Below are 26,535 nucleotides of genomic sequence, written 5' to 3'. Positions count from 1 at the left end.
ACGCCCTCCCCGTTCAGGAGAGGGCTCGTTGGTTAAGAGAATATTAGTGCGCGCCTTTCGCCTGCGCCACGATCTCTTCAACATTCTCAGGCATTGGCTCGTACGGTGTCTCTTTCGAAGTTGGTTTGTCTTCTTTCAATGCTGCCAGCGCAGTTTTGATGGAGAATAGACCCAGCACCACAACGACGACCATGAAGAAGATGGTGAGACCCGCATCCAGGCGGTTGTTAAACACCAGTTGCGTCAGCTGCGACTGGGTATACTGCGCCGGAATGTTACCGCTGTCGATCATTGCCTGGAACTTGTTGGCGATAGCCAGGAAGCCGATTTTCGCATCCGGGCTAAACGCTTTCTGCCAGCCAGCGGTCAGGGTACAAATCAGCAGCCAGGCCGTTGGGACCAGTGCCACCCACGCGTAGCGCTGGCGTTTCATCTTGAACAGCACCACAGCACAGAGCATCAACGCCATACCGGCGAGCATCTGGTTAGCGATACCAAACAGCGGCCACAGGGTATTAATACCACCCAGAGGATCCACCACGCCCTGGTGTAAGAAGTAACCCCAGGCCAGCACGCACAGCGCTGTAGCCAGCAGGTTTGCAGGCAGCGAATCGGTACGTTTCAGGCTCGGTGATACCACGCCCAGCAAGTCCTGCAGCATAAAGCGCGCGGCGCGTGTACCGGCATCTACCGCCGTCAGAATAAACAATGCTTCAAACAGAATGGCGAAGTGATACCAGAACGCCACATCCATCATGCCACCCAGCGCGCCGTGCAGAATGTACGCCATCCCGACGGCCAGCGTCGGCGCACCACCTGCGCGGGAGATGATGGATTGCTCACCCACTTCATTGGCGATTTGATGCAGGGTGTCTGGCGTAATGGCAAAGCCCCAACTGCTGACTACCTGTGCCGCAGAAGCCACTACGTCAACCGTGCCCGCAGGAGCCAGCACCGCCATCGGGCTGTTCATCGCAAAGTACACGCCCGGATCGATGATGCACGCGGAAACCAGCGCCATAATGGCGACAAAGGATTCCATCAGCATTCCGCCGTAGCCGATAAAGCAGGCCTGCCCTTCATTCGCCAGCATCTTCGGCGTGGTTCCGGAGGAGATCAGCGCATGGAAGCCAGAAACCGCACCACAGGCAATGGTAATAAACAGGAACGGGAACAAGTTACCGGTCCAGACCGGGCCAGTACCGTCAACAAACTTGGTCAGCGCTGGCATGGTCAGCGTCGGACGCATGATCAGAATCCCTACCGCCAGACCAACGATGGTGCCGATTTTCAGGAAGGTAGAGAGGTAATCACGCGGGGCCAGCAGCAGCCACACCGGCAGGACGGCGGCAACAAAACCGTAGCCCACCAGCATCCACGTCAGCTGTACGCCGGTAAAGTCAAAGTACGGTGCCCAGGTCGGGCTTTCAGCCACCCAGCCGCCGGAAATAATGGCAAACACCAGGAACACCAGACCGATGACCGACACTTCGCCAATGCGGCCCGGGCGCAGATAGCGCAGATAAATCCCCATGAAGATCGCCAGCGGGATGGTGAACGCCACGGTGTAGGTTCCCCACGGACTGTGGGTCAGCGCTTTCACGACGATCATCGCCAGTACTGCGAGAATAATCACCATGATCATAAAACAGGCCACCAGCGCAATAACGCCCGCCGTTGGACCCATCTCTTCTTTCACCAGTTCGCCAAGGGAACGACCATCGCGACGGGTAGAAACAAACAGCACCATGAAGTCCTGCACCGCACCCGCCAGTACCACCCCGGCGAGCAGCCAGATCATCCCCGGCAGATAGCCCATTTGCGCCGCCAGCACCGGTCCAACTAACGGACCCGCTCCGGCAATTGCCGCAAAATGGTGACCAAACAGTACTTTTTTATCGGTGGGAACATAATCCAGACCGTCGTTATGGCGCACGGCTGGCGTCATACGCGTCGGGTCAAGCGCCAGTACATTTTTCGCGATGTACAGGCCGTAGAAACGGTAAGCGATAAGGTAGACACAGACCGACGCCACGACTATCCACAACGCGTTGATCTGTTCACCACGATTTAATGCGATATAGCCGAGGGCAAATGCTCCCATAACGGAGAGCACTGTCCAGACGAGGTACTTCCCTGATTTGTTCATAGTTGTTATCCGTTGTCCGATCCAGAGAGATGTTACATTTTGTTTCTATAACATCTTTTTTGAATTTAACAACCTGACAACCATGCAAAGCAGATATATCACTGATTTTTTACATTGTATTGTTAACTTGATCACTATCAACGCAGAGACAACTGAAAAAATTGCGCAGTATGTGCCAACACCTCTATGTTTTATCCAATTCTCCTCTCAGCATGATGCTGAGCGTGCCACTTAATATTTTTATTATTAATAAGGATATTAATTAACAATATTAACCTGACTTTCTCAGCTTAACGGTTATTGCTCTTAGAGATTCAGACCATCCTGATTTTGTATGCAGTAAGTGCTTTATTTCACCTTAATCACCAATTTCAAAACAAAGAATATACCTGCAGCACCAGTTTTAATAACAAAATACCCCACATAAAAATAAAATTAATTCAGCAGAATTTTTCAGCGCCAGGTTGTTCAGGATGGCCGTATAAGGATATAAATTATGAATAAATGCTATCGCATCGTCTGGAATATCGCGAGAAATATGTTTGTGGTGACGTCAGAACTCTCGCTGGGCGATCAACGGGTTCGCGCAACCGTCGCAGGCCTGGTGTTATCGGCAGTTGGATTAACGGCAAATTGCGTTCATGCCAGCGACTACGGCCCGCTTAGCGGTGAAACCATCAACTTAAATGATGGCGATACCGTGACATCAGTCGATGGAACCACGGGTATCGAAAGTCTGTCCTCTGAGGGGCAAGGCGTACAGATTAATGGTAAAACCACCATTAACGTTACCGGTGATAGTGGTTCTATTGGGGTAAAACTTGATAACAGCGCCAATAATAATTTAGGTACCGGTACACAGATTAACGTTACAGACACAGGAACGGCGAAAGCAGCATCAACCACAGGTCTTTATATTAACAACACCAGTCCAGGCACAAATATAGACGCCGAGAATATATCAATTAACACCATCAGTAAAAAAGATGCTTACGGAATTAACGTTCATACAGAAAACACTACGCTGAACTTCGGCAACAAGAGTAAAATTATCACCGAATCCCAAAATGGTAATGCGACGGGTGTCTATTTCTATGACGACAATAATACGTTAACCATGAACGCTGGATTAATCCAGGTTAACACCGATGCAACCGGTAAGGCTGTAGGTATCGACACATACTGGGCAAATGGTACCACGCTCAATTTTGGGGATGACAGCCGCATAGAATTAACCAGCGGCACAGCCGGCGGCAGCGCGCTCTATCTTGGAAAAAACCCCCAGGTTAACGCGAACGGGCTGAACATTGATTTCACCGTATCAGAGACAGGAACAGGCACCACGATTTATGGTATCCAGGAGGGGCAATACAGCCAAATTAATCTGGGCAAGAACAGCGCAATTACGCTCTCAACGCCTGGAGGTACGGCATATGGACTTGTTTCTGGTTCACAAAGTTATTTTACGGCAGATAACCTTGATATCACCCTTTCCACCACCTCTACAGAGTCCGCAACCGGTACGGGTGCGAACATCAGCGGCAACGTGGATTTTGGCAATGATTCCACCATCACCGTGCACGGTTTCTCCGAAGGATACGGGATGATTGTTGAGGATTATTCGGCAACCAGTAAAGATGATACCATCGGAACAGTAAAGGCCAACCACCTCACCATTGACGTCACCGGCCAGAAGACGGAAGGGCTTCGAATAGAAGGCGGCGTGGTTGATTTAGGGTCAGACAGCGCCATTAGCGCAAACGGGACTGCATCAACAATTTACCTGACCGGCCGAGGATACAGTGAATTCAATGCCAGAAATCTGTCCGTCACGACCGCGCAGTCCACCGCTCTTACACTAATGAGCAGCATGCATGCCGCCGTCGCCAACATTGGTGAAGGCAGCAGCATTGATGGAAGAAATTCCACAGGCCACACGACCAACGGTATTGTGGCCAACACCCCTTACAGCGCACCGACAACCATAAATTTCAACGGTTCCGCAGAGCAGCGAAACACTATCTACGCGGTTAACGGCTATGGCGCATCAGCCCAATACAGTGGCGCGACGATCAATATATCCAATACGGATATCATCATGAGCGGTAAAAATCCTTACGGTCTTTGGGCCATCGGCGATGGGGATTTTACCCATGCAGGCATCATCAATGGTGAGAATCTGACCATTGATATGACCGGCGCTAACGGCAGTGGTTACGGCGTGGTGGTGCAAGAAGGCGGTATCGTGAATCTGACGGGCGATACCACCATCATCGCCGACGGCGGCGTTGCCATCTGGAACCCGAAAGTTTCCTCGGGCGGGAATGTTCTACCTGGCGGGACGGTAAGTGGCTCAGGAAAAATGACCATAACCGGCGACATCGTTAACAGCGGCTGGGGATATATCAACCTCAATATGGACGCGGGTTCTTATTTCGCCGGAGCAACCTCGGTTAATGAAAGCTTCAACGCTCAGGGGATTGATTCAATCCTCAATCTTAACCTTGCCGAGCAGAGCCAGTGGCGGGTTACCGATGATTCCACGCTCACGACGCTGACCAACGCAGGAACCCTTGAGCTGGCGGCAGACCACACAGCCGGAACTTACAGCACTGTGCATGCTGATGAGGTCACGCTGAAAGAAAGCAGTATTCTCAGCGTCGATTTAAGCGCCGCGGCGCTGGCCAGTCAGTCCGCTAACCCGCTAATTACCGGCGGACAGGTTAATCCAGGCGGCGATCTACACATCAGCAATTCGGGTAATGCGCTGGATCTCAACGCGCTGACCTCAAACAATCAACTGGCAGACATCGACACGGTTACGCTAATTGATGCCAACTCCGCAATCGTGAGCGATTTCGCTTCGATCTCAACCGATCCGGATACCCTGCCCGACTATATCGCGATTTCTGGTCAGGTTAATGCCCTTGATAATACCCAATATGAATTGGGCGTGGGGCTCAGTTGGTACGCCGGAGACTCCGCCGCGGTCTCTACGCCTGCACACGGTACGTTCACCCTGAACGCGGGCCAGGCATTTACCGTCAATGGGTTGCTTGCAGATACCTCACCCAACGCCACCACGGGATGGGACGGTAAAAGTCTGACCAAAAAAGGAGACGGCACGCTCACCCTTACCGCAAAGAATACCTGGAGCGGAATCACAGACATTCAGCAGGGAACGCTGTGGATGACTAGTTCTGGCGCTATTGGCTCTGAAGGGAGCAAGCAGAGCATCGATGTTGAAGCTGGAGCCACTCTCGGCGGTAACGGGGTAATCAACGGTGCTGTGAACAACGTCGGCCTGCTAAGCTTTGGTGATCGTACAACGCCAGATAGCCAGTTTATCGTTAATGGTAACGTAACCAATCAAGGTGTAATCCGCAGCAGTAGCACGACTCCCGGGAATGCGTTAATCATCAACGGCGACTACACGGGCAACGGCGGTCAGCTCTCACTTAACGCCAGTTTAGGCGATGATAATTCACCAACCGACCAGCTCATTGTCTCGGGTAATGTTAACGGCAGCACCACGCTCTACATCAATAATGTGGATGGCGTGGGTGCATATACCGATCAAGGTATCGAGATTGTCGACGTCGGAGGGATATCATCGGATGACGCATTTTCTCTTGGCAATCAGATTCAAATCGGGCTGTATGAGTATCGTCTGTATGAAGATAACGAAAGCTGGTATTTGCGTTCCAAAGCAGAAACGCCTGATGACCCGGATGATGACATCACCCCGATCGATCCTGACGACAGCGACGTGACACCTGTCGACCCTGACGACGGCGGCAGCGACGTGACACCGGTTGATCCTGATGACGGCGGCAGCGACGTGACACCTGTCGACCCTGACGACAGCGGCAGCGACGTAATCCCATCGAATCCACAATATCGCGCCGATATAGGCGCTTATCTGGGCAACCAGTGGCTGGCGCGTAGCCTGCAGATGCAAACGCTGTTCGATCGTGAAGGGAGCCAGTACCGCTCGGCCGAAGGAAGCGTCTGGGCGCGAATGAAAGGCGGAAAAACGGACACATCGGCTGTAAATGGCAATATCGACATGGACAGCGATTACACCCAGTTTCAGCTTGGCAGCGACCTTGCAACCTGGCGCGATGAACAACAAAGCATCACGTTTGGCCTGATGGCCAGTTACCTTGACGGCAGTACCGACAGCACCGGAAATCGCGGCGCGGATGGCAGTCAGTTTACAGCCACAGGCGATATCGACGGTTACAATCTTGGCGCGTATGCCACCTGGTTCTCTGATGCCCGGCAACATCGCGGCTGGTATGTTGATACGTGGTATCAGTATGGCTTCTACAATAACAGCGTCGAGAATGGCAATGCCGGTTCAACGCATTACGACTCCCTGGCTCACGCGATTTCGCTGGAAAGCGGTTATCGCTACGACATGAATATGAGCAGCGCTAACACAGTAAGCCTGACGCCACAGGCGCAGGTTATCTGGCAACGCTACGAGGCAGATAGCGTTGAGACAAATGGTACACGCATAGACGGGCAAAATGGCGATAGCTGGACCACACGTCTTGGTCTGCGAATTGATAGCCAGCTTTCATTCGGCGATGCAACCGTCCGGCCATTCGCAGAGATTAACTGGCTACACTCCACCGACGATCTGGCCGTATCATTTGATAACGCAACGGTAAAACAGGATCTTCCTGCCGATCGCAGCGAGCTAAAAGTGGGAATTCAGGCGAATCTCAATAGCCAGTGGAACGTCAGCGTCCAGGCGGCGGGTCAGAAAGGTAATAACGACTACCGCGATCTCAACGGGAGTTTTAATCTGCGCTATAGCTGGTAACTGGTGTCACGAAGCGCGTCTAAACGACGCGCTTATCTTCACCCCATCACAGCAGTGCCTAAACGACAGGTGCAACAGCGTCGTCCCTGTTCATCAAAGATAACGATTTCCCAGCTTTGGCTCTGACGCCCAAGGTGCAGCGGCTGGCAAACGCCGCGCACTTTCCCTTGCGATACCGCCCGATGATGCGTGGCGTTGAGTTCCGTCCCCACCACGCATTGCCCGTCGCGGGTCATCAGATAACCCGCCATTGAACCCAGCGTTTCCGCCAGGGCCGCGGATGCGCCGCCGTGCAGAAGGCCAAATGGCTGATGCGTGCGGCTATCCACCGGCATTTCGGCTTCCAGCACATCATCACCCAGCCGGGTATAGACCATGCCTAAATGCGCCACCATCGTGTTCTGACTGGTGGCATTGAGTTCATCCAGCGTTAAATGACGCTTCCAGATCATCGTCATGCCCCCAGCGTGGAACCGCCGTCCACCACGATATCCTGTAACGTAATGTGACTGGCCAGATCGGAAGCGAGGAATAAAATAGTGTTGGTGATCTCTTGCGGCCGGGCGATTTTCCCCAGCGGAATCCCGAGTTTAAACTGTTCGCCAAATCCACGAATGCGCTGTTGCTCCGCGTCATCGCTAACCCACAGCGTGCGCTGCATATCGGTGTCGGTCGAGCCTGGCGACACCACATTACAGCGCACACCGCTGCCCGCCAGTTCAAGTCCGACGGTCAGCGCCAGGCTTTTCAACGCGGCTTTTGACGCGCCGTAAGCACTCATGCCGATACGCGGCGTGTGCGCCGCATCCGACGCGACGGTCACGATCGCCCCGCCCTGCTGGCGACGAAACTGCGCCATCGTCTGCTGAAACAGATTGAACGCCCCGCCAACGTTAACCGCAAACGTCTGCTGCCACTCCTCAGCGCTCAACGCATCGGTGGCCCCCATACGCAAAATACCTGCGGCATTGACCAACACATCTAAACGCTCGCGCGCTTTGAGGACGCGCTGGCACACTTCAGCTACTTGTCCGGCATTCGCCACATCCAGCACTTCGGTCGCAAACGGGTAGTTATCCTGAGGAAATTCGCGATCGAATCCTGTCACCTCAGCACCTGCATTCGCAAATGCCAGCGCCGTGGTGTAGCCAATCCCTTTACCCGCGCCGGTTACCCAGACGGTTTTCCCGGCAAAATCAAATCCAGCCATTACTTCACCTCGCGGGAGAGCAGCGCCCACCATGCGTCAATGGTCGGTTTTTTCGCCAGCATCACGAAATCAATGTCACCATGAACCTTACGCCAGCGCGCCGCCAGCGCCATCATGCGCACGGAATCCAGCCCGTAGTCGATCAGGTTTTCGTCATCCATCGGCTCTTCAGACTCATCCAGCAACGGCAGAATAACGCTGCGCAACGCATCTTTACTGGTCGGGACCGGTGTCGGCAATAATTCCTGGGTCATTACCACACGCCCGGAACGTCCCGCCACGTATTTCAGCGACATCAGGTGTTCGTCACGGCTAAAGTCCGCCAGCGCATCGGCAACCATAAACGGCTTGATGTCACGCATGAAGGCGTCCGTTGCGGTGGTCATACAGCCGATATGCGCATACACCCCGGTAATGATCAGTTGATTACGCCCGGTTTCCTTGAGCATCTGTTCCAGCGGGGAACGATGAAATGCGCTATAACGCCATTTCACCAGAATGGTATCCGCTTCATCCGGCGCCAGCGCCTCAACGATCTTTTGTTGTTCCGGGGAACGCGTCAGGCCCGGTCCCCACATATCATTGAGCAGAGCGCGGTCTTCATCACTCTGTTCTTTCGGCTGAGCGGTGTAATACACCGGAATGTTATGCTCTTTGCAGTACTGGCGCAGCGCGGCGATGTTCGCGACGACCTGCTCCATCATCGGGCAGTTATCGCCCCAAAAGCCGATAAAATAATCCTGCATGTCGTGGATCAGCAGCGCGGCGCGTTCAGGGTCAAATGCCCAGTCGACTTTGTTCACCGGAACATCGAGCGCCGTTGGTAGCGCATAAGCCTGCAGTTTAGGAATTGCCATTTCTATTTCTCCTTCAGGCCAGTGAACGTGATGCCAGCCACTGACGTAATTGTTTTTTATCTACCTTCCCCACTGGAGTCAGCGGTAATGACTCAACGCACTCAACACGATCGGGTAATTTGAATTCCGCTATGCCCTGTTCGCGTAGAAAACGGCGCACCTGCACCGCGCGCAGCGGCTCTTTCACCACCAGCCAGGCACAGCTTTTCTCACCCATCAGTTCGTCTTCCATACTGACCAGCGCGGCATGGATAACCATTGGATGGCGCAGTAGCAGGTTTTCAATCTCTTCAGCGGCGATCTTCTCCCCACCGCGATTGATCTGATCCTTTTCACGCCCCTGAACGGTGATGTAACCATCCGGATCGATAGCGATCAGATCGCCGGAACAGTAAAAGCCGTTGGCGTCAAAGGCGCTGGCATTATGCTCAGGACTTTTGAAATAACCGCGGAAGGTGTACGGACCACGCGTCATCAGGCGTCCGGTCTCTCCCTGGGCTAAAGGGTTGCCGTCAGCGTCTGCTACCCAGACTTCATCATCGGGACACATCGGGCGACCCTGGGTATTGATGATGCGCTCAGGACTGTCGTCCAGACGGGTATAGTTCACCAGCCCTTCCGCCATGCCAAAGACCTGCTGCAACTGGCAGCCAATCTCGGCTGGAATACGTGCCGCAAGCGTGGCAGAAAGTCTCGCGCCACCGACCTGAAGCAGTTTCAGCGAAGCCAGTTGCGCATTACTGCCCCACTCCGCAATCGCCTGCAACCACAGGCTCACTGCAGGTGGCACCAGCGCCGTGACGTTAACCTGATGCTGTTCAATCAGCGGGAAACACAGAGTGGCACTCGGGTCAGCCGCCAGCACCACGGTGCCGCCAGCCAGGAATACGCCCAGCGCGCCTGGCGAACTCATGGCGTAGTTATGCGCCGCCGGGATTGCGCATAAATAACGCGTTTCCCCGGTGAAGCGGCAAACCTCATTGCTGCGACGCACGCTGTAGTAGTAATCGTTATGAGTGCGAGGAATCAGCTTTGGCGTCCCGGTCGTCCCGCCAGAAAGCTGGAAGTACGCCACCTCATCAGCAGGCGATGGCGTGGCGGAAAAATCTGTCACAGGCTGGTTTATCGCCGTTTGCAGATTGTGTTCACCTTCATCATTACGCAGTAACACCACGCGCACTGAATTGTGTTCGGCCACAAAAGCGTTAAGAAAATCGTCGCCGCTAAACAGCGTATGCTGGCGATCGGCAATCAGCAGTGCCGGCTCAATCTGTTTGGCATAGGCGTTGAGTTCGTTACGCTGATGGCTGAACAGCGCCAGCACTGGAGCTACGCCCAGCTTGAGCAGCGCAAAGAAGGTGATATACAGCTCAGCCACATTGCCCAGTTGTACCAGCGCGGTTTCGCCGGGTTTGATCCCCTGGCAACGCAAACTGCAGGCAAGATTGTCAGCGACCTGATTCAGCTGGCGATAGCTCAGATGGCATTCACCATCAATAATCGCCGTATGGTCGCTGTCGGCGTGACGGGTCAGAATGTCGGTCAGCGGCAAATCCTGCCAGTAACCTTTTTCACGATACCTGCGGGCAAACTCTTCCGGCCAGCGGGTGAAAGGAATACTCATTATTGCTCCTTAAAGCCAGTCCACAAGGCTCTTAATGCAGTCCAAAAACATTCAACATCGTGGAGAGCTTGGCCCCCGTTTCACGCCATTCCGCAACCGGGGAAGAGGCTGGAACAATTCCTGCTCCGGCAAAGAAACGTACCTGATTGCGCAGCAGCTTCGCACAGCGGATCGTCACTACCCACTCACCGTTACCTTCGGCATCACACCAGCCGACAATGCCGCCGAACAGTTCTCGATCGAACGGCTCCAGCTCGGCAATAAACTTGCGCGCAACATGATGTGGGAAGCCGCTTAGCGCAGGCGTCGGATGCAGCAGGCACGCCAGCGTCAGGGCGTTTTCCTGCGGGTTGGCTTTACCTTCAAACGGCGTGCCGAGGTGCCAGAGCGTCGGCGTGGTAACCAGCTGCGGAGAAGAAGGCAGTTGCAATTCACGGCTGCGATCGCGCAATACCATTTTCATCGCCTGCGTCACAAGTTCGTGCTCATGGCGGTCCTTCTCAGACGCCAGCAGGCGGATCCCTGCTTCGCGATCCAGCACATCATCAGGCTGGCGACGTGCAGAGCCCGCCAGCGGCAGAGAACTGAAACGATCGCCTTCTTTGCGCAGTAGCAGTTCCGGACTGGCACCAATCAATACGCCGCCGTCTTCAATCGGTACATGGAAGTTGTAGCTCGCTGGATTTTGCGCCACCAGACGCTCCAGCAGCGCACCGCTGTCAATGTTGGCATCGGCGGTGATATCGATCAGGCGTGACAACACCACTTTGTCGACTTCCGGAGTGGACGTCAGCGCAGCCGCCCGGGCGACCATATCTTCAAAAAAGTCCTGTTCCGGGATCGATTTACGTTCAACGACGTTCAGCGACTGATGCGCGGTAAAGTAACGTGATGATTGCTGCTTCGCCGTACGAGAGAAGCTCTGCCATGATTGGGGAATAAACAGCGATGATGGCTGGCGGGTATCAAAGGGAATCGCCCCGACCATGACAGGGTTCGCGATGCCCTGCGATTTGGCATCAGCAAACAGTGCGTTCATTTTCTGTTGGAAAGGGCTGTCTGGCGAATCGCCATCAATTGCCGGTTCCGCATAGCGGGCGAAGCATCCTGACGTCGTAAAACTACGGTACGGCGACATAAAGAAAAAACTGTCGGGAGCGAGCGTCGGCATAGTCTGCGTTTTTTCCTCGGCCAGTGACGTATCCATATCATCCTCCAAAAATGATAAAGGCTCTAATAATGATTATCATTTATATTTTCGGTCGCTAACCTAAAAGTAAAGCGGCGGTATGTCAACTCTTGCGGTAGCACAATGTGCGACTTTGGCTTGCATCCTTGCTCGCTAACAATGAAAATGAGAAGCATTACTCATGCTGATAACAGGAAGCCGATTCGTGAGTCTCCCCTCTTTTTGCCGCACCGTGCTCTTACTGGCAGGTTTATCTCTTTCAGGAATTTCTTCAGGTCACGCCGCCGACTGGCCGCGTCAGGTTACTGACAGCCGCGGCACGCATACGCTGGAGCATAAGCCGCAGCGAATTGTCTCCACCAGCGTGACCCTCACCGGCTCGCTGCTGGCGATTGATGCCCCGGTCATTGCCAGCGGTGCCACTACGCCGAACAATCGCATCGGCGATGCGCAGGGCTTTTTACGTCAGTGGAGCGAAGTAGCAAAAGAACGCAAACTGAGCCGCCTGTATATCGGCGAACCGAGCGCCGAGGCCGTCGCAGCTCAAATGCCGGATCTGATTCTGGTAAGCGCTACTGGGGGAGATTCTGCCCTCGCGCTATACGATCAGCTGTCCACCATTGCGCCAACGCTCATCATTAATTACGACGATAAAAGCTGGCAGTCGCTGCTGACCCAGTTAGGTGAAATTACCGGTCAGGAGCAACAGGCAGCTGCGCGAATTGCCGAGTTTGATAAGCAACTTCAGGCGGTTAAGCAACATATTACCCTGCCACCACAGCCGGTCAGCGCGCTGGTATATACCGCCGCGGCGCACAGCGCCAACCTGTGGACGCCTGAGTCAGCGCAAGGCAAGCTGATGGAGCAGTTAGGGTTCACGCTGGCAACGCTGCCTGCCAACTTGCACACCAGCCAGAGTCAGGGCAAACGCCACGATATCATCCAGCTTGGCGGTGAGAACCTGGCGGCAGGCCTGAACGGCGAAGCGCTGTTCCTGTTTGCTGGCGACAGCAAAGATGCCGACGCTATTTACGCCAATCCGCTTCTGGCGCATCTGCCAGCCGTGCAGAATAAACGCGTTTACGCCCTGGGTACGGAAACCTTCCGTCTCGACTACTACAGCGCCACGCTGCTGCTGCAACGTCTGTCGGCTCTGTTTTAATGTTCAGCGCCGGATGCGGCTCACGCCTTATCCGGCCTACAAACTATAGAGCACAACGCGATCAGACATTCACGGGGACCTGCCGGAATCGGCGCACTTCTCCCAACAGCAGCAGCAGTAACAGACCGACAATCACCAGCCCAAATCCACTCACGCTTGCCGAAGCAACCGGCGTCATCATCGCGCCCAGACCACCTAACAACGCCGCGCCAATCGCATCGCCGGTGACGTTTTGCGCCGTCCACAAACCGTTAATTCGCCCGAGCATCGCTTCCGGCGTCTGCGTCTGTAACAGGGTGTACTGCAACAAAGAGCTGACCGCGCTCAACCAGCCAAACAGCGCCAGACAAACCACACCAAGCTGCCAGACGGGCATCAAGCCAAACAGGCCGATAGCCAGAAATGAAGCCACGGTCGATGCCAGCATAATCAGTCCCGGGCGAACGCTGTGCGCCAGTTGTCCGCTGGTCAATGCGCCCACGGCTGCCCCCAGCGGAATAGCCGCATACAACAGGCCAATTTGCGCACTCGACATGTGCCAGTTAATCGCCAACGCCGGATACAGCACACGCACGGCGCTCGCCATGGTTAACAGACCACCGAGCAGCGCAATGCCGCCAATCAGCGGGCTGGCAAGCAGAAAGCGAAATGCTGCCAGCAGCGATTTCAGCGGATGCTCGCGCGGCTGCGGCGGAGGCGGCAACGCAGGAAGGCTCAGCAGCGGTAGTAAGGTAATGAAGGTTCCCGCCGCCGCCAGTCCGTAGTTCCAGGCCACGCCGCCAGTCGCGAGCAGCACCCCGCCAAGCATCGGTGAAATTACCGATCCCAGACGCACCGTCAGCATGGTAATCGCCCCAGCCTGCATCAAATTCTCGCGCCCAACCAGCGCTGGCGTCGCAGCCAGCAATGCGGTCACGCCCAGAGAGGCAAAGAAACCATCCCATAAGCCAAGCAGATAAATCGCCAGCAACGACGGTTCGGGCAGCAGCGCATTCAGACACAGGCCAATAAAGCCAATACCACAGGTTCCACGCGCCAGCAGGATCACTTTTTTACGCTCATAGCGGTCGGCCAGCACTCCGCCCACCATCAGGCCAATAAACATTGCGCTACCGGTCAACGTCACCGACAAACCCACCTGCCAGGTCGACTGGGTCATCATCTGGATCTGTACCGGAACCGCCACGCCGAGTAGCCCCAGAGAGACAATGGAAATAAAACGGGCGAGGAAGACAGCGCGAAATGCTGGGTGGGTCTTTAACAGGCTGAGATTGAGCAGCCAGGATTGTCGATTCATTACAGAGCCTTACCAGGTACTTTTTCAATATCCATTCGATGGCTGCACATGCTAACATATCCAAATAAGATCGATAACGATAATTACTATCATTATCAGGGAAGTTGATATGTCATGCTCTGTTTCCGCGACACGCGCCTTCGCCGTGCCCGGACTATTGTTATTACTTGTTCTCACCACGGTATTAAGTCTGGTTATTGGCGCCAAGTCGCTACCTGCCTCCGTGGTGTTGGATGCGCTCACCGGCAGTTGTCAAAGTGCTGATTGCACCATCGTGCTGGACGCGCGCTTGCCGCGCACTCTGGCGGGGCTGCTCGCCGGTGGTGCGCTGGGCCTGGCTGGCGCACTAATGCAAACGCTCACGCGTAACCCTCTCGCCGATCCCGGCATTCTGGGTGTCAACTCCGGCGCCAGCTTCGCTATTGTGCTGGGGGCCGCGCTGTTCGGCTTTTCCTCTGCGCAAGAACAGCTGCTGATGGCCTTTTGCGGTGCGCTGGCTGCATCGCTGATCGTAGCTTTTACCGGTAGTCAGGGCGGCGGGCAGTTAAGCCCGGTACGTCTGACCCTGGCGGGCGTCGCGCTGGGCGCGGTGCTGGAAGGATTATCCACCGGCATCGCCCTGCTCAACCCGGACGTTTACGATCAGCTGCGTTTCTGGCAAGCCGGCTCACTGGATATCCGCAGCCTGCAAACGCTGAAAGTTGTGCTGGTACCGGTACTGATTGCCGCGGCTGTCGCACTGTTTCTCAGTCGCGCTCTGAATAGCCTGAGTCTCGGCAGCGACACCGCTACCGCGCTTGGCAGTAAAGTCGCTCGCACGCAATTTATTGGCCTGCTGGTTATTACCGTACTGTGCGGCAGTGCGACCGCGATTGTTGGTCCTATCGCCTTTATCGGCCTAATGATGCCGCACATGGCGCGCTGGCTGGTGGGGGCGGATCACCGCTGGTCACTGCCCGTAACCCTACTGGCAACGCCTTCTCTGTTACTGATTGCCGATATAATCGGTCGCCTGATTGTCCCCGGCGAGCTGCGCGTGTCGGTAGTCAGTGCGTTTATCGGTGCACCGGTGCTTATCTTTCTGGTACGCCGTAAATCGCGCGGAGGTGGCGCATGATGCACCTCTCCCGCCGCCTGATAATCAGCAGCCTGCTGCTGGTTGCAGGTTGTCTCGTCATTGGTTTGTGGAGCCTGCGTAGCGGCGTTGTTACGCTGGAAACCCAGCAAATTATTGCCGCCTTGCTCGGCGATGCGCCGCGCAGTATTACGCTGGTGGTAACCGAATGGCGTTTGCCACGCGTGCTCATGGCGCTATTGATTGGCGCGGCTCTCGGTGTGAGCGGCGCAGTATTTCAGTCACTGATGCGTAACCCGCTGGGTAGCCCGGATGTGATGGGTTTCAATACCGGAGCCTGGAGCGGTGTGCTGGTGGCAATGGTGCTGTTCGGACAGCATCTCACCGCTATCGCGCTGGCGGCCATGCTGGGTGGGATTCTGACTTCTCTGGTGGTCTGGGCACTCGCTTGGCGCAATGGGATCGACACCTTCCGGCTGATTATTATTGGTATCGGCATTCGCGCCATGCTGGTGGCGTTCAACACCTGGCTACTGCTGAAAGCATCATTAGAAACCGCGCTGACGGCTGGGCTGTGGAACGCCGGATCGCTCAATGGCCTGACCTGGGCCAAAACCTGGCCTTCTGCCCCGCTGATTATCATCATGCTGGTGTGCGCCGCGCTGCTGGTACGCCGGATGCGCTTACTGGAAATGGGTGATGACAGCGCCTGTGCGCTTGGCGTCAGCGTTGAGCGCTCACGTCTGATGATGATGCTGGTTGCGGTGGTACTGACCGCTGCCGCCACCGCGCTGGCCGGTCCTATCTCGTTTATTGCTCTTGTCGCGCCGCATATCGCGCGACGTATAAGCGGTACATCGCGCTGGGGATTAACCCTGTCGGCGCTGTGCGGCGCGTTGCTGTTGCTGATGGCGGATTTATGCGCCCAACAGCTGTTTATGCCTTATCAGCTTCCGGTGGGCGTTGTCACCGTAAGCCTCGGCGGTATTTATCTTATCGTCTTGTTAATTCAGGAGTCCCGCAAAAAATGATCGAATCAGTAGCCCGTTTGCGTGGCGACCAGTTAACGTTGGGTTATGGCAAGTTTACCGTGGCGGAAAACCTCAATGTGTCGATTCCCGACGGCCATTTCACCGCGATTATCGGGCCAAACGGCTGCGGGAAATCAACACTACTGCGCACGCTGAGTCGTCTGATGACGCCCGTGCACGGCAAGGTCTGGCTCGACGGCGAGCATATTCAGCACTATGCCAGCAAAGAAGTCGCCCGCAGAATAGGTTTGCTGGCGCAAAACGCCACCACGCCGGGGGATATTACGGTACAGGAGCTGGTTGCCCGCGGACGCTACCCACACCAGCCGCTGTTTACCCGCTGGCGGCAAGAGGATGAAATTGCGGTCTCAAACGCCATGCAGGCGACGGGTATCACCCACCTGGCATCACAAAGTGTGGATACCCTTTCCGGCGGACAACGTCAGCGTGCATGGATTGCGATGGTGCTGGCGCAGGAAACGTCGATTATGCTGCTCGATGAACCCACCACCTGGCTGGATATCAGTCATCAGATCGATCTGCTGGAACTGCTGAGTGAGCTAAACCGGGAAAAAGGTTACACGCTGGCCGCCGTTTTGCACGACCTGAATCAGGCCTGTCGCTATGCAACACACCTGATCGCGCTGCGTGACGGAAAAATTATTGCCGAGGGTGCACCGAAGGAGATCGTCACCGCGCAGCTTATTGAAAAAATCTATGGACTGCGCTGTATGATTATCGACGATCCGGTTGCCGGGACGCCGTTAGTGGTGCCGCTTGGACGCAACAAATAACACGCGTTACAGTATGGCGGCCAGCTTGCCGCCATACGACAATTCATCACACCAGTTGCTGATCAATAAACGTCATTTTTTGCTTACGCGACATCATGGCATGGTTCAACAGAACACCACCACACGCCACCATTCCCCCCAGTAATGCGGCCAGAATAACGATCATTGATTTAGCCGGACCGTCTTTTTTCACCGGCAGCGAAGGTGAAAGTTGATATTTAAACGGCGTAAATGTTACGTCACCCACATTCATCGCTAACAGTTGCTCAACGTGGTACTGGCGATTACGTAATTCACCGTTAATTTCAGCAACATCCGTTACTGATTTTTCTATTTCTAATTTACGTTCGATGCCGTCAGCACCCAGTGAAATAGAGAAATCAGGGTCATCCTTCACCGCCTGGCCATTACTGTAGACCGGCTTTTTAATCCCGGCGGCATTGGCGATCTCCAGCGAGTAGTTCAGTCGCTGGATATTTGCTTCCAACTGGTTTTTGAGCCTGACGCGATCCATCTCCAGTCTTTCTTTTTCATAACTGGTTTTGATGGACAATTTATTGCGAATATCTTCCAGCGTTTCTTTCACCACAAGGGCAGAAATATACTGGATATATCCCTTCAGCACTGACTGGGCTTCTTCGGCCTGAGGTGCGGTAAAACTCAGTGTCCATGAGGTATACAGCGAAGTTTCGTTCTTCTTACCCAGGTTAGTATCAACCGCTTTCATTTTCTCACTGAGCCTGACAATTGCCTGATGCAACTCCATTTCGTCGATATCAGCACCTTTCAATTGATCCATTACGTAAGGCGAAGAGCGCAGATATTCTTCTAACAATGACGGCGACTGGAATTTTTTGATAAACAGGTTAAACACATCACCACGGCTAACGCTAATATCCATATCCAGCACGCGCAATTTGGTCAGCGTATTCTCTAATCCCTGCCATTGAACCGCTTCCGCCGGCGTCACGATGGCCTGACTGGTCCATTTTTGTGGCAGCAGAAAAGAGACCAGAATACCCACACAAGCAAAGGCGAAAACGGTCGCTATAATTTTCGTTCTTGCACGCCATAAGATTTCGATTAGATTCACTAAATCGATTTCATTTGCGTTTGCCGTTGGCTGAGGATACCCAGTAAATTCCGAAACGTTATCTTGCTTTATATTTAATGATGACATGTTGCGTGACCTGAAAACTTTCCTAAAAGAAAAACATTCCTGTGGGAGAAGTCTACCAGCTAGTCAGAATTATCCGAAACAATCTTTGTGCTTGTCGCCCTACCAAAAATTATATTCGGAATTTATTCACCCCTTTCATCACCTTGTATTGCATAAAAAAGAACAATTCCATAACATATTATTTACATTATGGAATTGTTCGATCACCGCGATAGCAATATTCGTCTTGTTACACAGATTTATTAATCAGTGCATTTATTACAGGCCCTATCGCCTCAAATGAGGCAGGGGAAATAATATCAACATGCGCGCAATCCTGGCGGTAAACATCCAGACTGGATATCCACGGTAACCAGCTGCGTTCAGGACTGACACCCGGTACTAACGTGCGCTCAGCAACGAACAGCGTAGCGTGACCTGCAAACGGCACGCTGTGTGCCGTGGTGAGCAGGCGAACCGCATCGGCGTAGTTGCCTTCGATTGCGTTAAATAAAGCCTCTGACGCATTCCCCTGCTGCGCCGCCAGAAACGCTTCGCGTTCACGCTCGATCTCCGCCAGTACCGCTGGATCCAACCCATTGGCCTCTTTTTCTTGCCAGTTTTGCGTTTCTGGCGGCCAGGTATCCAACAGCCCGAGGAATGCAACCGTCTCTCCTCTGGCAAGTAAGCGTGCGGCGATCCCCTGTGCCAGCGTCCCACCCAGCGAATAACCTAATAAATAGTAAGGTCCGTGAGGCTGTTGACTGAGCAACGTTGCCAGATGATGTTCGCATACCGCGTCGAGGTTTTCCGCCGTCTGCATAGGCCCATCCGGTCGTGGCGACTGAAGACCTATAATCGACCACTGCGGGCTGAGATATCGCGACAGCACGCTAAACTGCCAGGCAAAACCCGACGCCGGATGGAAACAGAACAGCGTTGGGCCGTGACTTTCACGAAGCGGCAGCAGTGCCTCAAATCCCATATGTTGCGACTGCTCATCATCAGTGCTCTCCAGTAGAGCACTCAGTTGTTCAACGGTAGAGGCCACCATAATCTGCCCCGGCGTCACCTGACGCTCAAAAACCCGGCTCAACTGTGCCGCCAGCTTCATCGCCAGCAACGAATGTCCGCCAAGCGCAAAGAAGTCTGCCGCCACGTCATTCACCTCGCAATTCAGCAAAGCCGCAAAAGACTGCGCGATGGTGGTTTCAGTCCCTGCTCGCGGTGCGCGCCCGGAAGTACGCGACGTCAACTGCGGCATCGGCAGCGCTTTACGATCCAGTTTACCGTTCGCGCTAAGCGGTAGCTCCGCCAGCTGCAACAAAACCGTCGGCACCATATGCGCAGGCAGTTTTTCACGCAGCTTTTCCCGCAACGCGGACGTATCCAGCGGTAAACCCGATTGTGACACCAGATACCCCACCAGTTGACGCGCATCGCCGCCTGTCGCCGCCGCCTGGTTGAATACGCAGGCGTGGGCAACGGCATGCTCGACATCAGGCAACTGCTGCATCACCCGGTCAATCTCGCCGAGCTCAATGCGTTGTCCGCGAATTTTAAGCTGGTCATCGCTGCGCCCGAGGTATTCCACCGCGCCATTTTCCAGCCAGCGAGCCACATCCCCGGTACGGTACATGCGTTCGCCAACGTTAAACGGATCGGCGATAAAGCGGCTTGCTGTCAGATCCGGACGGCCCAGATAACCTTGCGCCAGTTGGATCCCCGTCAGATATAAATCACCAGCCACGCCGAAAGGCACCGGGCGCATCATGGCATCCAGGATACGTAAACCGGTATTCCATACCGGATAGCCAATCGGCACGCTGTTGCCGGTTACAGCAGCAAGGTCTTCCCCCCAGGCCGGATACCAGCTCACATCAACCGCTGCTTCCGTTGGTCCGTACAAATTGTGCAGTGGCGCATGAGTTAACTGTTCCCACTCACGGCATAAATCTGCAGGCAAGGCTTCGCCGCTGCAAAATACCCGTTTCAGCGAGGCACAACTCTCCCGCGCGGTTTCCGGCGTCAGTGAAGCGACAAAAGCGGCCAACATAGAGGGAACAAAGTGCGTGGTCGTCACCCCATATTGGGCAAAGAACTGCTGCATCGCCAGCGGATCGCGGTGCGCCTCAGGCTCTGCCATTACCAGCTTTGCCCCGGCAATAAACGGCCAGAAAAACTCCCATACCGAGACGTCAAAACTGCACGGTGTTTTCTGCGCCACCACATCATCCGCGGTCAGCGGATAGTGATTTTGCATCCACAGCAGACGGTTAACGATGGCGGTTTGCCCAACCATCACCCCTTTTGGTCTACCGGTAGAACCGGAAGTAAAAATGATATAGGCAGTATGATTGGGCTGAGATAGTGCCAGCGGAGCAGCATCTTCTGCTGGCAGGGGCGAGTCATAGCACAGACTTTCCAGCCCAGGAATATCGCTAAAGCGCGCCAGTTGCTCATTGGTCGCGATCAACAATTTTGGCTTCGCGTCTTCGAGCATCATCCGCAGGCGATCGTCCGGGTATCCGGTATCCAACGGCAGCCAGGCTGCACCGGCTTCAACGATACCGTGCAGCGCCAGCGTCAGGAACACGGAACGCGGTAATGCCACGGCGACGCTGTCGCCAGGCTTGACGCCGCGTGCACGCAAAAGGCTCGCCAGCGCCACGACCTGCTGGCGCATTTCGCGATAGCTAAACTGATAGCGGGCATCGGCCAACGCCGGGGCATCCGGCGTTTTATCGGCCTGCTGTACCACCAGCGCGCTCAGCGTAGTGGACGGGATCTCGACGGTGGTGTCATTAATCTTCGCCAGCCGCTCATGTTCTGTTGGCAACAGCATCCCGGCGTCGCCGCAGCATAGCGCCGGATTGTCGGCAAACTGCTCGATAAGCCCGATTAAACGCGAGGCATGCTGCGCCAGCGTTTCTGCATCGTAGCGCTGTTTATTGGCCAGGATTTCAATACTCAGCCCACCGTTTTCATCCGGGAATAACGCCAGTTCAAGATCGTTCACCGGCCCTGTCGCCAGCGTGTGGGTTTGCGCCTGAACGCCGGGAATATTCAGCTGATAGTCGAATATTTTCACGTTCAGCACCGGGCCAAACAGCGGCTCGGCACCGGCTGCACGCCCGCTGTCGCGAACGATTTGTTCGGCATCATAACGTTGATGCCGACGCATTTTCTTCAACTGTCCGGCCAGTCGTTGTGCAAGCGCAGGCAAGCTTTCTGCCGCATCCAGCCTCACACCAAATGGCAGTACGTTTAAAACCGGTCCAGTGGAGGTCAACGCCGCCGACCCCATGCGCCGCATAAAGATAAACCCGGCGGCATAATCCATTCGGCTGCATAAACGTCCCAGCCACAATGCCACCAGCACGAGGGCCAGATCCGCACGCTGAACATCAGGCATACGTGCCGCAAGCCGACGAAACGCCCCTTCAGGCGCGGTTAACTTCATACGAATAATATCCGCGCTGGCCGATCGTCCCGGCAACGGATTGTTCGACAGCGAAGCAGGAGGCGGGAGTTGCTTTCGCTGCTCGCTCCAGAAAGCGCCGTCTCGTTGCCAGGCATCGCTTTGACGGTACTGTTGATACTCTTCCACCACCTCGGCAAACGGCGTAAAAGGCGAGTCTGGCGTAGGCTCGCCGTGTAGCCATGCGCGATAAATTGCGGCTATCTGGCGGGTAATGGCCGGAAAACTGAAGCCATCGACCAGCAAATGATGGTAACGCTGATACCAATACCAACGCTTTTCTCCCACCTGTATAAGCAGGTGAAAAACCAGCGGTTTATTGCCATCAGCACGTATGTCCTGCTGCAGGTCTGCCTGCATCAACGCACGCGCCGCCTCATGTGGATTTGATTTTGCGCGCAGGTCGATAATTTCAGGTTGCGCAAAGGCGAGCGCAGAATCCACCCATTGCCAGACCTCACCGTTATCTTCGCTAAACCGCATCCGCAGGGTATCGGCCTGCTCCAGGCCCGCCACAACGGCTTTCGCCAGCAACGACGCGTCCAGTTCGCCAGTTAACTCTACGTAGTGCGCCACGCTCCACGCCGAGGGCAATGTGGAGAGTTTTTCCGCCATCCAGATCCCCGGCTGAGCCGCCACTAACGGTAAACGCTGAGTCATGGAGCCTCCTGCACATCGATGTAGTTCGCGGGCGTCAGCGTGGTCCAGTTTGCTTCCAGCCATTGTTGGCAGGCTTCCTGGGATTGAGGTTCGCAAGCAATTTGCCAGCCAGCAGGAAGCGAGCACTGCTGCGGCCAAAGGCTAAACTGACGCTGGGGATTTTGCAGAATGTAAAACTGGCCCTGCGGATTATCGAAGGGGTTACTGAATTCCATACTCAACTCCTGTCGTGGAACATCGTCCGGTTAAATCGTGTCGGTAAGCGGTTGCCAGAGCGTCATTAGCCCTTGCATCAGACCGCCGCGCCAGCAAAGCGCATCGTGTCCGCCATCAACCTGACGCCAGAAAATAGACTGTGGTGCAGAAGGTAACTGGGCATATAACGCCTGATTAGCGCGATAAATAATGGGCTCGCGGATCCCCGCTTCCAGGACAATACGCAGCCCCTGAGCGCTGACGGTCCCGGTCTTCAGTTGCTCGACGATCGCCCCGTCCTGATGACCACCACGATGCGGCCACCAGTAAGAGCCCGACTGGCTAAGCACACAGCCAAAGCGCGCGGGCCAGTTCAGCCCGGCATACAGCGATGACAACCCGCCAAAACTTTGCCCAGCCACCACGGTGCGCTGCGGATCGTCACTAAACGCGGTCGTTGTCTTCACCAGTGGTAATAGCTCCTCCTGCACCGCCAACCAAAAATCCGCATTACACGGTAGCTCATGGCTGCGGTGAGCCGTATCAATGGCATCAATCAGGAGATAAACGGCAGAAGGAAGGTGTCCGCGATGCGTGAGTGAAGTCAACGCAGGCCAGACCGGCATACTCTGTGCCCAAAACTGTCCGTCCAGCAGGATAGCCAACGGACGCGTTTCGGGTTGAGCATCACCGGCGGTAAACACCCATACGCGACGCGTATTGCCGAGCCTGGCGCTATGCCATTGCAGGCACACTGCGGGGGATTTGGGGGGTTCAGGTCGATCCCATCCTGGCTGTACGGGTGCCTCCGGCATTTCCAGCGCAGACACCGCGTGGCCACGACCGCCCTGCCAGCTCAGCGAATTAAGGGGATCGGCAATGGCCTGTGGCAGCAATTGCCGCCAGCCTTCACGCAGCACGTTTCGGTCAGGCGCTTCGCCTGCCACAAGCGAGGAAAAGATATCGTTGCGCTCTGTTGGGATAAAACAGTAACTGCCACGCCAGTTGGCGCTGAGGGAAACACTCCAGCACCAAACATTTGTTCCATCAATGCGTCGCATCGACTGAGGGGTGGCATTTTGATGGTGGTCGGTGACGCCGGTGATATAAACCCAAACGCGATGAATGGCTGACTCATATTCCGTTCCCTGCGGGTCACGCCACCAGAAGGTTACCCGATAATTTCCGTTGTCTTCACGCTCCCACTCCGGGCCTTTTTTCGACTGCCACCACGCCTCGCTTCCCATCTTTAACGTCGTCACAGCCATAACTCCATGTTTATTGTGAAATTTTATGATCTAGCGTGAAATATATTGATAATATTATTGATAACTATTTGCATTTGCAATAGCGTATTGTCGCGCTGTGGGAAGCGCGTACAGTTTTTCACCACTTATAAACCGACCTGGCGCTGCGTACTTTTTCTGGAATGGATAGTTTACGCAGATGCGGGCGACATCAGGCCAAATGCCGCACCACGGCACATTGGTACTCGTGGCTAAAAGAACAGCAGGACATACAATGAACAACAAGATTCATTCACTGGCCTTATTGGTCAATTTAGGGATTTACGGGGTAGCCCTGCCAGCAATGGCAGAAGATCAAACCGATAGCGTCGCTGTCTCTCATGAAGACACCATCGTCGTTACCGCCGCCCAGCAGAACCTGCAGGCGCCGGGCGTTTCAACCATTACCGCTGATGAAATTCGTAAGAACCCTCCCGCTCGCGATGTGTCGGAAATCATCCGTACCATGCCTGGCGTTAACCTGACCGGTAACTCAACCAGCGGTCAGCGCGGCAACAACCGCCAGATCGATATTCGCGGCATGGGGCCAGAAAACACCCTGATTTTGATCGACGGTAAACCGGTTACCAGCCGTAACTCCGTGCGTCAGGGCTGGCGCGGCGAGCGTGATACTCGTGGCGATACCGCCTGGGTTCCACCGGAAATGATCGAACGTATTGAAGTGCTGCGCGGTCCTGCCGCGGCACGCTATGGCAACGGTGCAGCTGGCGGTGTGGTGAATATCATCACCAAAAAGGGCAGCAATGAATGGCACGGCTCCTGGGATACCTATTTCAACGCCCCGGAACACAAAGACGAAGGATCGACCAAGCGCACCAACTTTAGCCTGAATGGTCCAATGGGCGGGGATTTCAGCTTCCGCCTGTACGGTAATCTTGATAAAACCCAGGCCGACGCATGGGACATCAACCAGGGCCATCAGTCAGAACGTACCGGCACTTACGCCAACACCTTACCGGCCGGTCGTGAAGGGGTGATCAACAAAGACATTAACGGCGTGGTGCGCTGGGATTTCGCCCCGCTCCAGTCACTGGAACTGGAAGCCGGTTATAGCCGTCAGGGCAACCTGTATGCGGGTGACACCCAAAACACCAACACCAACCAACTGGTGAAAGATAACTACGGGAAAGAGACCAACCGTCTTTACCGCCAGAACTACTCTTTGACCTGGAACGGCGGTTGGGATAACGGCGTCACCACCAGCAACTGGGTGCAGTATGAACATACGCGTAACTCCCGTACACCAGAAGGCCTGGCAGGAGGTACGGAAGGGATCTTCGACCCGAATGCGTCACAAAAATATGTCGATGCCGACCTGAATGACGTCATGCTGCACAGTGAAATCAGCATTCCGTTTGATCTGCTGGTGAACCAAAACCTGACGCTGGGTACTGAATGGAACCAGCAACGCATGAAGGACATGTTGTCCAATTCGCAGACCTTTATGGGCGGCGATATCCCCGGTTCGAGCAGCACCAACCGTAGCCCGTACTCAGACGCAGAGATTTTCTCCCTGTTTGCTGAAAACAACATGGAACTGACCGACAGCACCATGCTGACGCCGGGTCTGCGTTTCGACCACCACAGCATCGTTGGCGACAACTGGAGCCCATCTCTGAACCTGTCACAGGGTCTGGGTGATGACTTCACGCTGAAGATGGGGATTGCGCGCGCCTATAAAGCACCAAGCCTGTACCAGCTCAACCCGAACTACATTCTGTACAGTAAAGGCCAGGGCTGCTACGCCACCGGTTCCGCGACCGGAATTGGTTGCTACATGATGGGCAACGATGACCTGAAGGCTGAAACCAGTATCAACAAAGAGATTGGTCTTGAGTTCAAGCGTGACGGTTGGCTGGCTGGGGTAACCTGGTTCCGTAACGATTACCGCAACAAGATTGAAGCGGGTACGGTACCGTTCGACAGAACATCTATCACCAACAAAGGGAAGACGACTTACACCGATATCTATCAGTGGGAAAACATTCCTAAAGCGGTGGTTGAGGGTCTGGAAGGTACGTTGAACGTGCCGGTTAGCGAAACCGTTAACTGGACCAACAACATTACCTACATGCTGCAAAGTAAGAATAAAGAGACCGGCGAGCGCCTGTCGATTATTCCTGAATATACCCTGAACTCAACGCTGAGCTGGCAGGCACGCGAAGATTTGTCGCTGCAGTCCACCTTCACCTGGTACGGCAAACAGCAGCCGAAGAAATACGATTACCAGGGTAAACCAGTAACCGGTAGTTCGGCGAGTGAAGTCAGCCCGTACAGCATCGTCGGCCTGAGCGCGACCTGGGATGTGACGAAAAACGTCAGCCTGACCGGCGGCGTGGATAACGTCTTCGACAAACGTCTGTGGCGTGAAGGTAATGCCCAGACCACGGGCGATATTGTAACCGGGAACTATATGGCGGGCGCTGGCGCGAATACCTATAACGAACCGGGCCGGACGTGGTTCATGAGCGTAAACACCCACTTCTGATAACGCTTTCCCTCTCCTCGCTG

At 54.7% G+C, this 26,535-nt stretch carries 17 protein-coding genes; 6 read left to right on the top strand and 11 right to left on the bottom strand.

All coding sequences use genetic code 11. From position 1 onward, the window contains the following. Positions 1-43 precede the first annotated feature (43 nt). Positions 44-2,149, bottom strand: a complete 2,106-nt coding sequence (gene cstA / locus OGY13_RS04825) for a pyruvate/proton symporter CstA (RefSeq protein ID WP_008784063.1) — start codon at positions 2,147-2,149, stop codon at positions 44-46. 496 nt (positions 2,150-2,645) lie between these two features. Here cstA and OGY13_RS04820 point away from each other — a divergent pair, with 496 nt between their 5' ends. Next, positions 2,646-6,983, top strand: a complete 4,338-nt coding sequence (locus OGY13_RS04820) for an autotransporter outer membrane beta-barrel domain-containing protein (RefSeq protein WP_213753044.1) — start codon at positions 2,646-2,648, stop codon at positions 6,981-6,983. Between the two features lie 38 nt (positions 6,984-7,021). On the opposite strand, the gene entH is transcribed toward OGY13_RS04820, so the two are convergent. Genes entH through entC form a run of 5 tightly spaced genes read right to left on the bottom strand, consistent with a single transcriptional unit; the run spans position 7,022 to position 11,881 of the window. After that, a complete protein-coding gene (entH, locus tag OGY13_RS04815; protein ID WP_032944336.1) occupies positions 7,022-7,435 on the bottom strand; it encodes a proofreading thioesterase EntH in 414 nt (137 codons plus the stop codon). A 2-nt stretch (positions 7,436-7,437) separates the two neighbouring features. Continuing rightward, positions 7,438-8,193, bottom strand: coding sequence for a 2,3-dihydro-2,3-dihydroxybenzoate dehydrogenase EntA (entA, locus tag OGY13_RS04810; protein ID WP_137377145.1), 756 nt, complete (start codon positions 8,191-8,193; stop codon positions 7,438-7,440). Next, positions 8,193-9,050 carry an isochorismatase gene (locus tag OGY13_RS04805; RefSeq protein ID WP_003831197.1) on the bottom strand — a complete coding sequence of 286 codons (858 nt, stop codon included), beginning with the start codon at positions 9,048-9,050 and terminating at the stop codon, positions 8,193-8,195. Before OGY13_RS04805 ends, entA begins: the two co-directional genes overlap by 1 nt. Positions 9,051-9,063: 13 nt before the next feature. Beyond that, positions 9,064-10,674, bottom strand: coding sequence for a (2,3-dihydroxybenzoyl)adenylate synthase EntE (gene entE, locus OGY13_RS04800; protein WP_186413618.1), 1,611 nt, complete (start codon positions 10,672-10,674; stop codon positions 9,064-9,066). Between the two features lie 31 nt (positions 10,675-10,705). Then, a complete protein-coding gene (gene entC, locus OGY13_RS04795; protein WP_186413619.1) occupies positions 10,706-11,881 on the bottom strand; it encodes an isochorismate synthase EntC in 1,176 nt (391 codons plus the stop codon). Between the two features lie 187 nt (positions 11,882-12,068). Between entC and fepB the strand changes: the two genes are divergently transcribed. Further along, positions 12,069-13,025: a Fe2+-enterobactin ABC transporter substrate-binding protein gene (gene fepB / locus OGY13_RS04790; protein ID WP_079934792.1), complete on the top strand. Its 957-nt coding sequence runs from the start codon at positions 12,069-12,071 to the stop codon at positions 13,023-13,025. A gap of 61 nt (positions 13,026-13,086) precedes the next feature. On the opposite strand, the gene entS is transcribed toward fepB, so the two are convergent. Continuing rightward, on the bottom strand, positions 13,087-14,322 hold the full coding sequence (entS, locus tag OGY13_RS04785) for an enterobactin transporter EntS (protein WP_003831193.1): 1,236 nt from the start codon (positions 14,320-14,322) through the stop codon (positions 13,087-13,089). Between the two features lie 109 nt (positions 14,323-14,431). Between entS and fepD the strand changes: the two genes are divergently transcribed. The 3 genes from fepD to fepC are packed head-to-tail and all read left to right on the top strand — an operon-like array spanning position 14,432 to position 17,222. Then, complete coding sequence (gene fepD / locus OGY13_RS04780) at positions 14,432-15,439, top strand: Fe(3+)-siderophore ABC transporter permease (RefSeq protein WP_003831192.1); 1,008 nt, start codon at positions 14,432-14,434, stop codon at positions 15,437-15,439. Beyond that, entirely contained in the window at positions 15,436-16,428 is a 993-nt protein-coding gene (fepG, locus tag OGY13_RS04775; RefSeq protein ID WP_186805012.1) for an iron-enterobactin ABC transporter permease, read from the top strand. The genes fepD and fepG overlap by 4 nt, the downstream gene beginning before the upstream one ends. Continuing rightward, positions 16,425-17,222 (top strand): iron-enterobactin ABC transporter ATP-binding protein, encoded by a 798-nt coding sequence (fepC, locus tag OGY13_RS04770; RefSeq protein WP_167820324.1) that lies wholly within the window; start codon positions 16,425-16,427, stop codon positions 17,220-17,222. Before fepG ends, fepC begins: the two co-directional genes overlap by 4 nt. Before the next feature lie 46 nt (positions 17,223-17,268). Here the strand turns inward: fepC and wzz(fepE) are convergent, their stop codons facing one another. The 4 genes from wzz(fepE) to fes form a co-directional block, all read right to left on the bottom strand. Then, the gene (wzz(fepE), locus tag OGY13_RS04765) at positions 17,269-18,402 is read right to left on the bottom strand and encodes an LPS O-antigen length regulator Wzz(fepE) (RefSeq protein ID WP_060682602.1); all 1,134 of its coding nucleotides are present in this window, start codon (positions 18,400-18,402) and stop codon (positions 17,269-17,271) included. A gap of 229 nt (positions 18,403-18,631) precedes the next feature. Next, positions 18,632-22,522, bottom strand: a complete 3,891-nt coding sequence (gene entF, locus OGY13_RS04760; protein WP_213753041.1) for an enterobactin non-ribosomal peptide synthetase EntF — start codon at positions 22,520-22,522, stop codon at positions 18,632-18,634. Continuing rightward, positions 22,519-22,737, bottom strand: coding sequence for an MbtH family protein (locus tag OGY13_RS04755; RefSeq protein ID WP_109421421.1), 219 nt, complete (start codon positions 22,735-22,737; stop codon positions 22,519-22,521). Before OGY13_RS04755 ends, entF begins: the two co-directional genes overlap by 4 nt. 30 nt (positions 22,738-22,767) lie before the next feature. Further along, positions 22,768-23,985: an enterochelin esterase gene (gene fes, locus OGY13_RS04750; RefSeq protein ID WP_213753040.1), complete on the bottom strand. Its 1,218-nt coding sequence runs from the start codon at positions 23,983-23,985 to the stop codon at positions 22,768-22,770. Positions 23,986-24,238: 253 nt separating this feature from the next. On the opposite strand from fes, the gene OGY13_RS04745 reads away from it, so the two are divergent. Continuing rightward, positions 24,239-26,512: a TonB-dependent siderophore receptor gene (locus OGY13_RS04745; protein WP_128611415.1), complete on the top strand. Its 2,274-nt coding sequence runs from the start codon at positions 24,239-24,241 to the stop codon at positions 26,510-26,512. The last annotated feature ends 23 nt before the right edge of the window (positions 26,513-26,535 follow it).

Origin of the sequence: Citrobacter sp. Cpo045 (genome assembly GCF_030332875.1) — a bacterium.
Taxonomy (GTDB): domain Bacteria; phylum Pseudomonadota; class Gammaproteobacteria; order Enterobacterales; family Enterobacteriaceae; genus Citrobacter; species Citrobacter portucalensis.
The sequence above is the reverse complement of the archived record's forward strand: the minus strand, read 5'-3'. Positions and strand labels throughout refer to the sequence as shown.

Excerpts from the sequence above, each read along its gene's own strand:
- entA (WP_137377145.1), bottom strand. The coding sequence starts at position 8,193 with ATGGCTGGATTTGATTTTGCCGGGAAAACCGTCTGGGTAACCGGCGCG.
- cstA (WP_008784063.1), bottom strand. The coding sequence starts at position 2,149 with ATGAACAAATCAGGGAAGTACCTCGTCTGGACAGTGCTCTCCGTTATG.
- entE (WP_186413618.1), bottom strand. The coding sequence starts at position 10,674 with ATGAGTATTCCTTTCACCCGCTGGCCGGAAGAGTTTGCCCGCAGGTAT.
- OGY13_RS04820 (WP_213753044.1), top strand. The coding sequence starts at position 2,646 with ATGAATAAATGCTATCGCATCGTCTGGAATATCGCGAGAAATATGTTT.
- OGY13_RS04805 (WP_003831197.1), bottom strand. The coding sequence starts at position 9,050 with ATGGCAATTCCTAAACTGCAGGCTTATGCGCTACCAACGGCGCTCGAT.
- entS (WP_003831193.1), bottom strand. The coding sequence starts at position 14,322 with ATGAATCGACAATCCTGGCTGCTCAATCTCAGCCTGTTAAAGACCCAC.
- fepD (WP_003831192.1), top strand. The coding sequence starts at position 14,432 with ATGTCATGCTCTGTTTCCGCGACACGCGCCTTCGCCGTGCCCGGACTA.
- fes (WP_213753040.1), bottom strand. The coding sequence starts at position 23,985 with ATGGCTGTGACGACGTTAAAGATGGGAAGCGAGGCGTGGTGGCAGTCG.
- OGY13_RS04755 (WP_109421421.1), bottom strand. The coding sequence starts at position 22,737 with ATGGAATTCAGTAACCCCTTCGATAATCCGCAGGGCCAGTTTTACATT.
- OGY13_RS04745 (WP_128611415.1), top strand. The coding sequence starts at position 24,239 with ATGAACAACAAGATTCATTCACTGGCCTTATTGGTCAATTTAGGGATT.
- entC (WP_186413619.1), bottom strand. The coding sequence starts at position 11,881 with ATGGATACGTCACTGGCCGAGGAAAAAACGCAGACTATGCCGACGCTC.
- entH (WP_032944336.1), bottom strand. The coding sequence starts at position 7,435 with ATGATCTGGAAGCGTCATTTAACGCTGGATGAACTCAATGCCACCAGT.
- fepG (WP_186805012.1), top strand. The coding sequence starts at position 15,436 with ATGATGCACCTCTCCCGCCGCCTGATAATCAGCAGCCTGCTGCTGGTT.
- fepC (WP_167820324.1), top strand. The coding sequence starts at position 16,425 with ATGATCGAATCAGTAGCCCGTTTGCGTGGCGACCAGTTAACGTTGGGT.
- entF (WP_213753041.1), bottom strand. The coding sequence starts at position 22,522 with ATGACTCAGCGTTTACCGTTAGTGGCGGCTCAGCCGGGGATCTGGATG.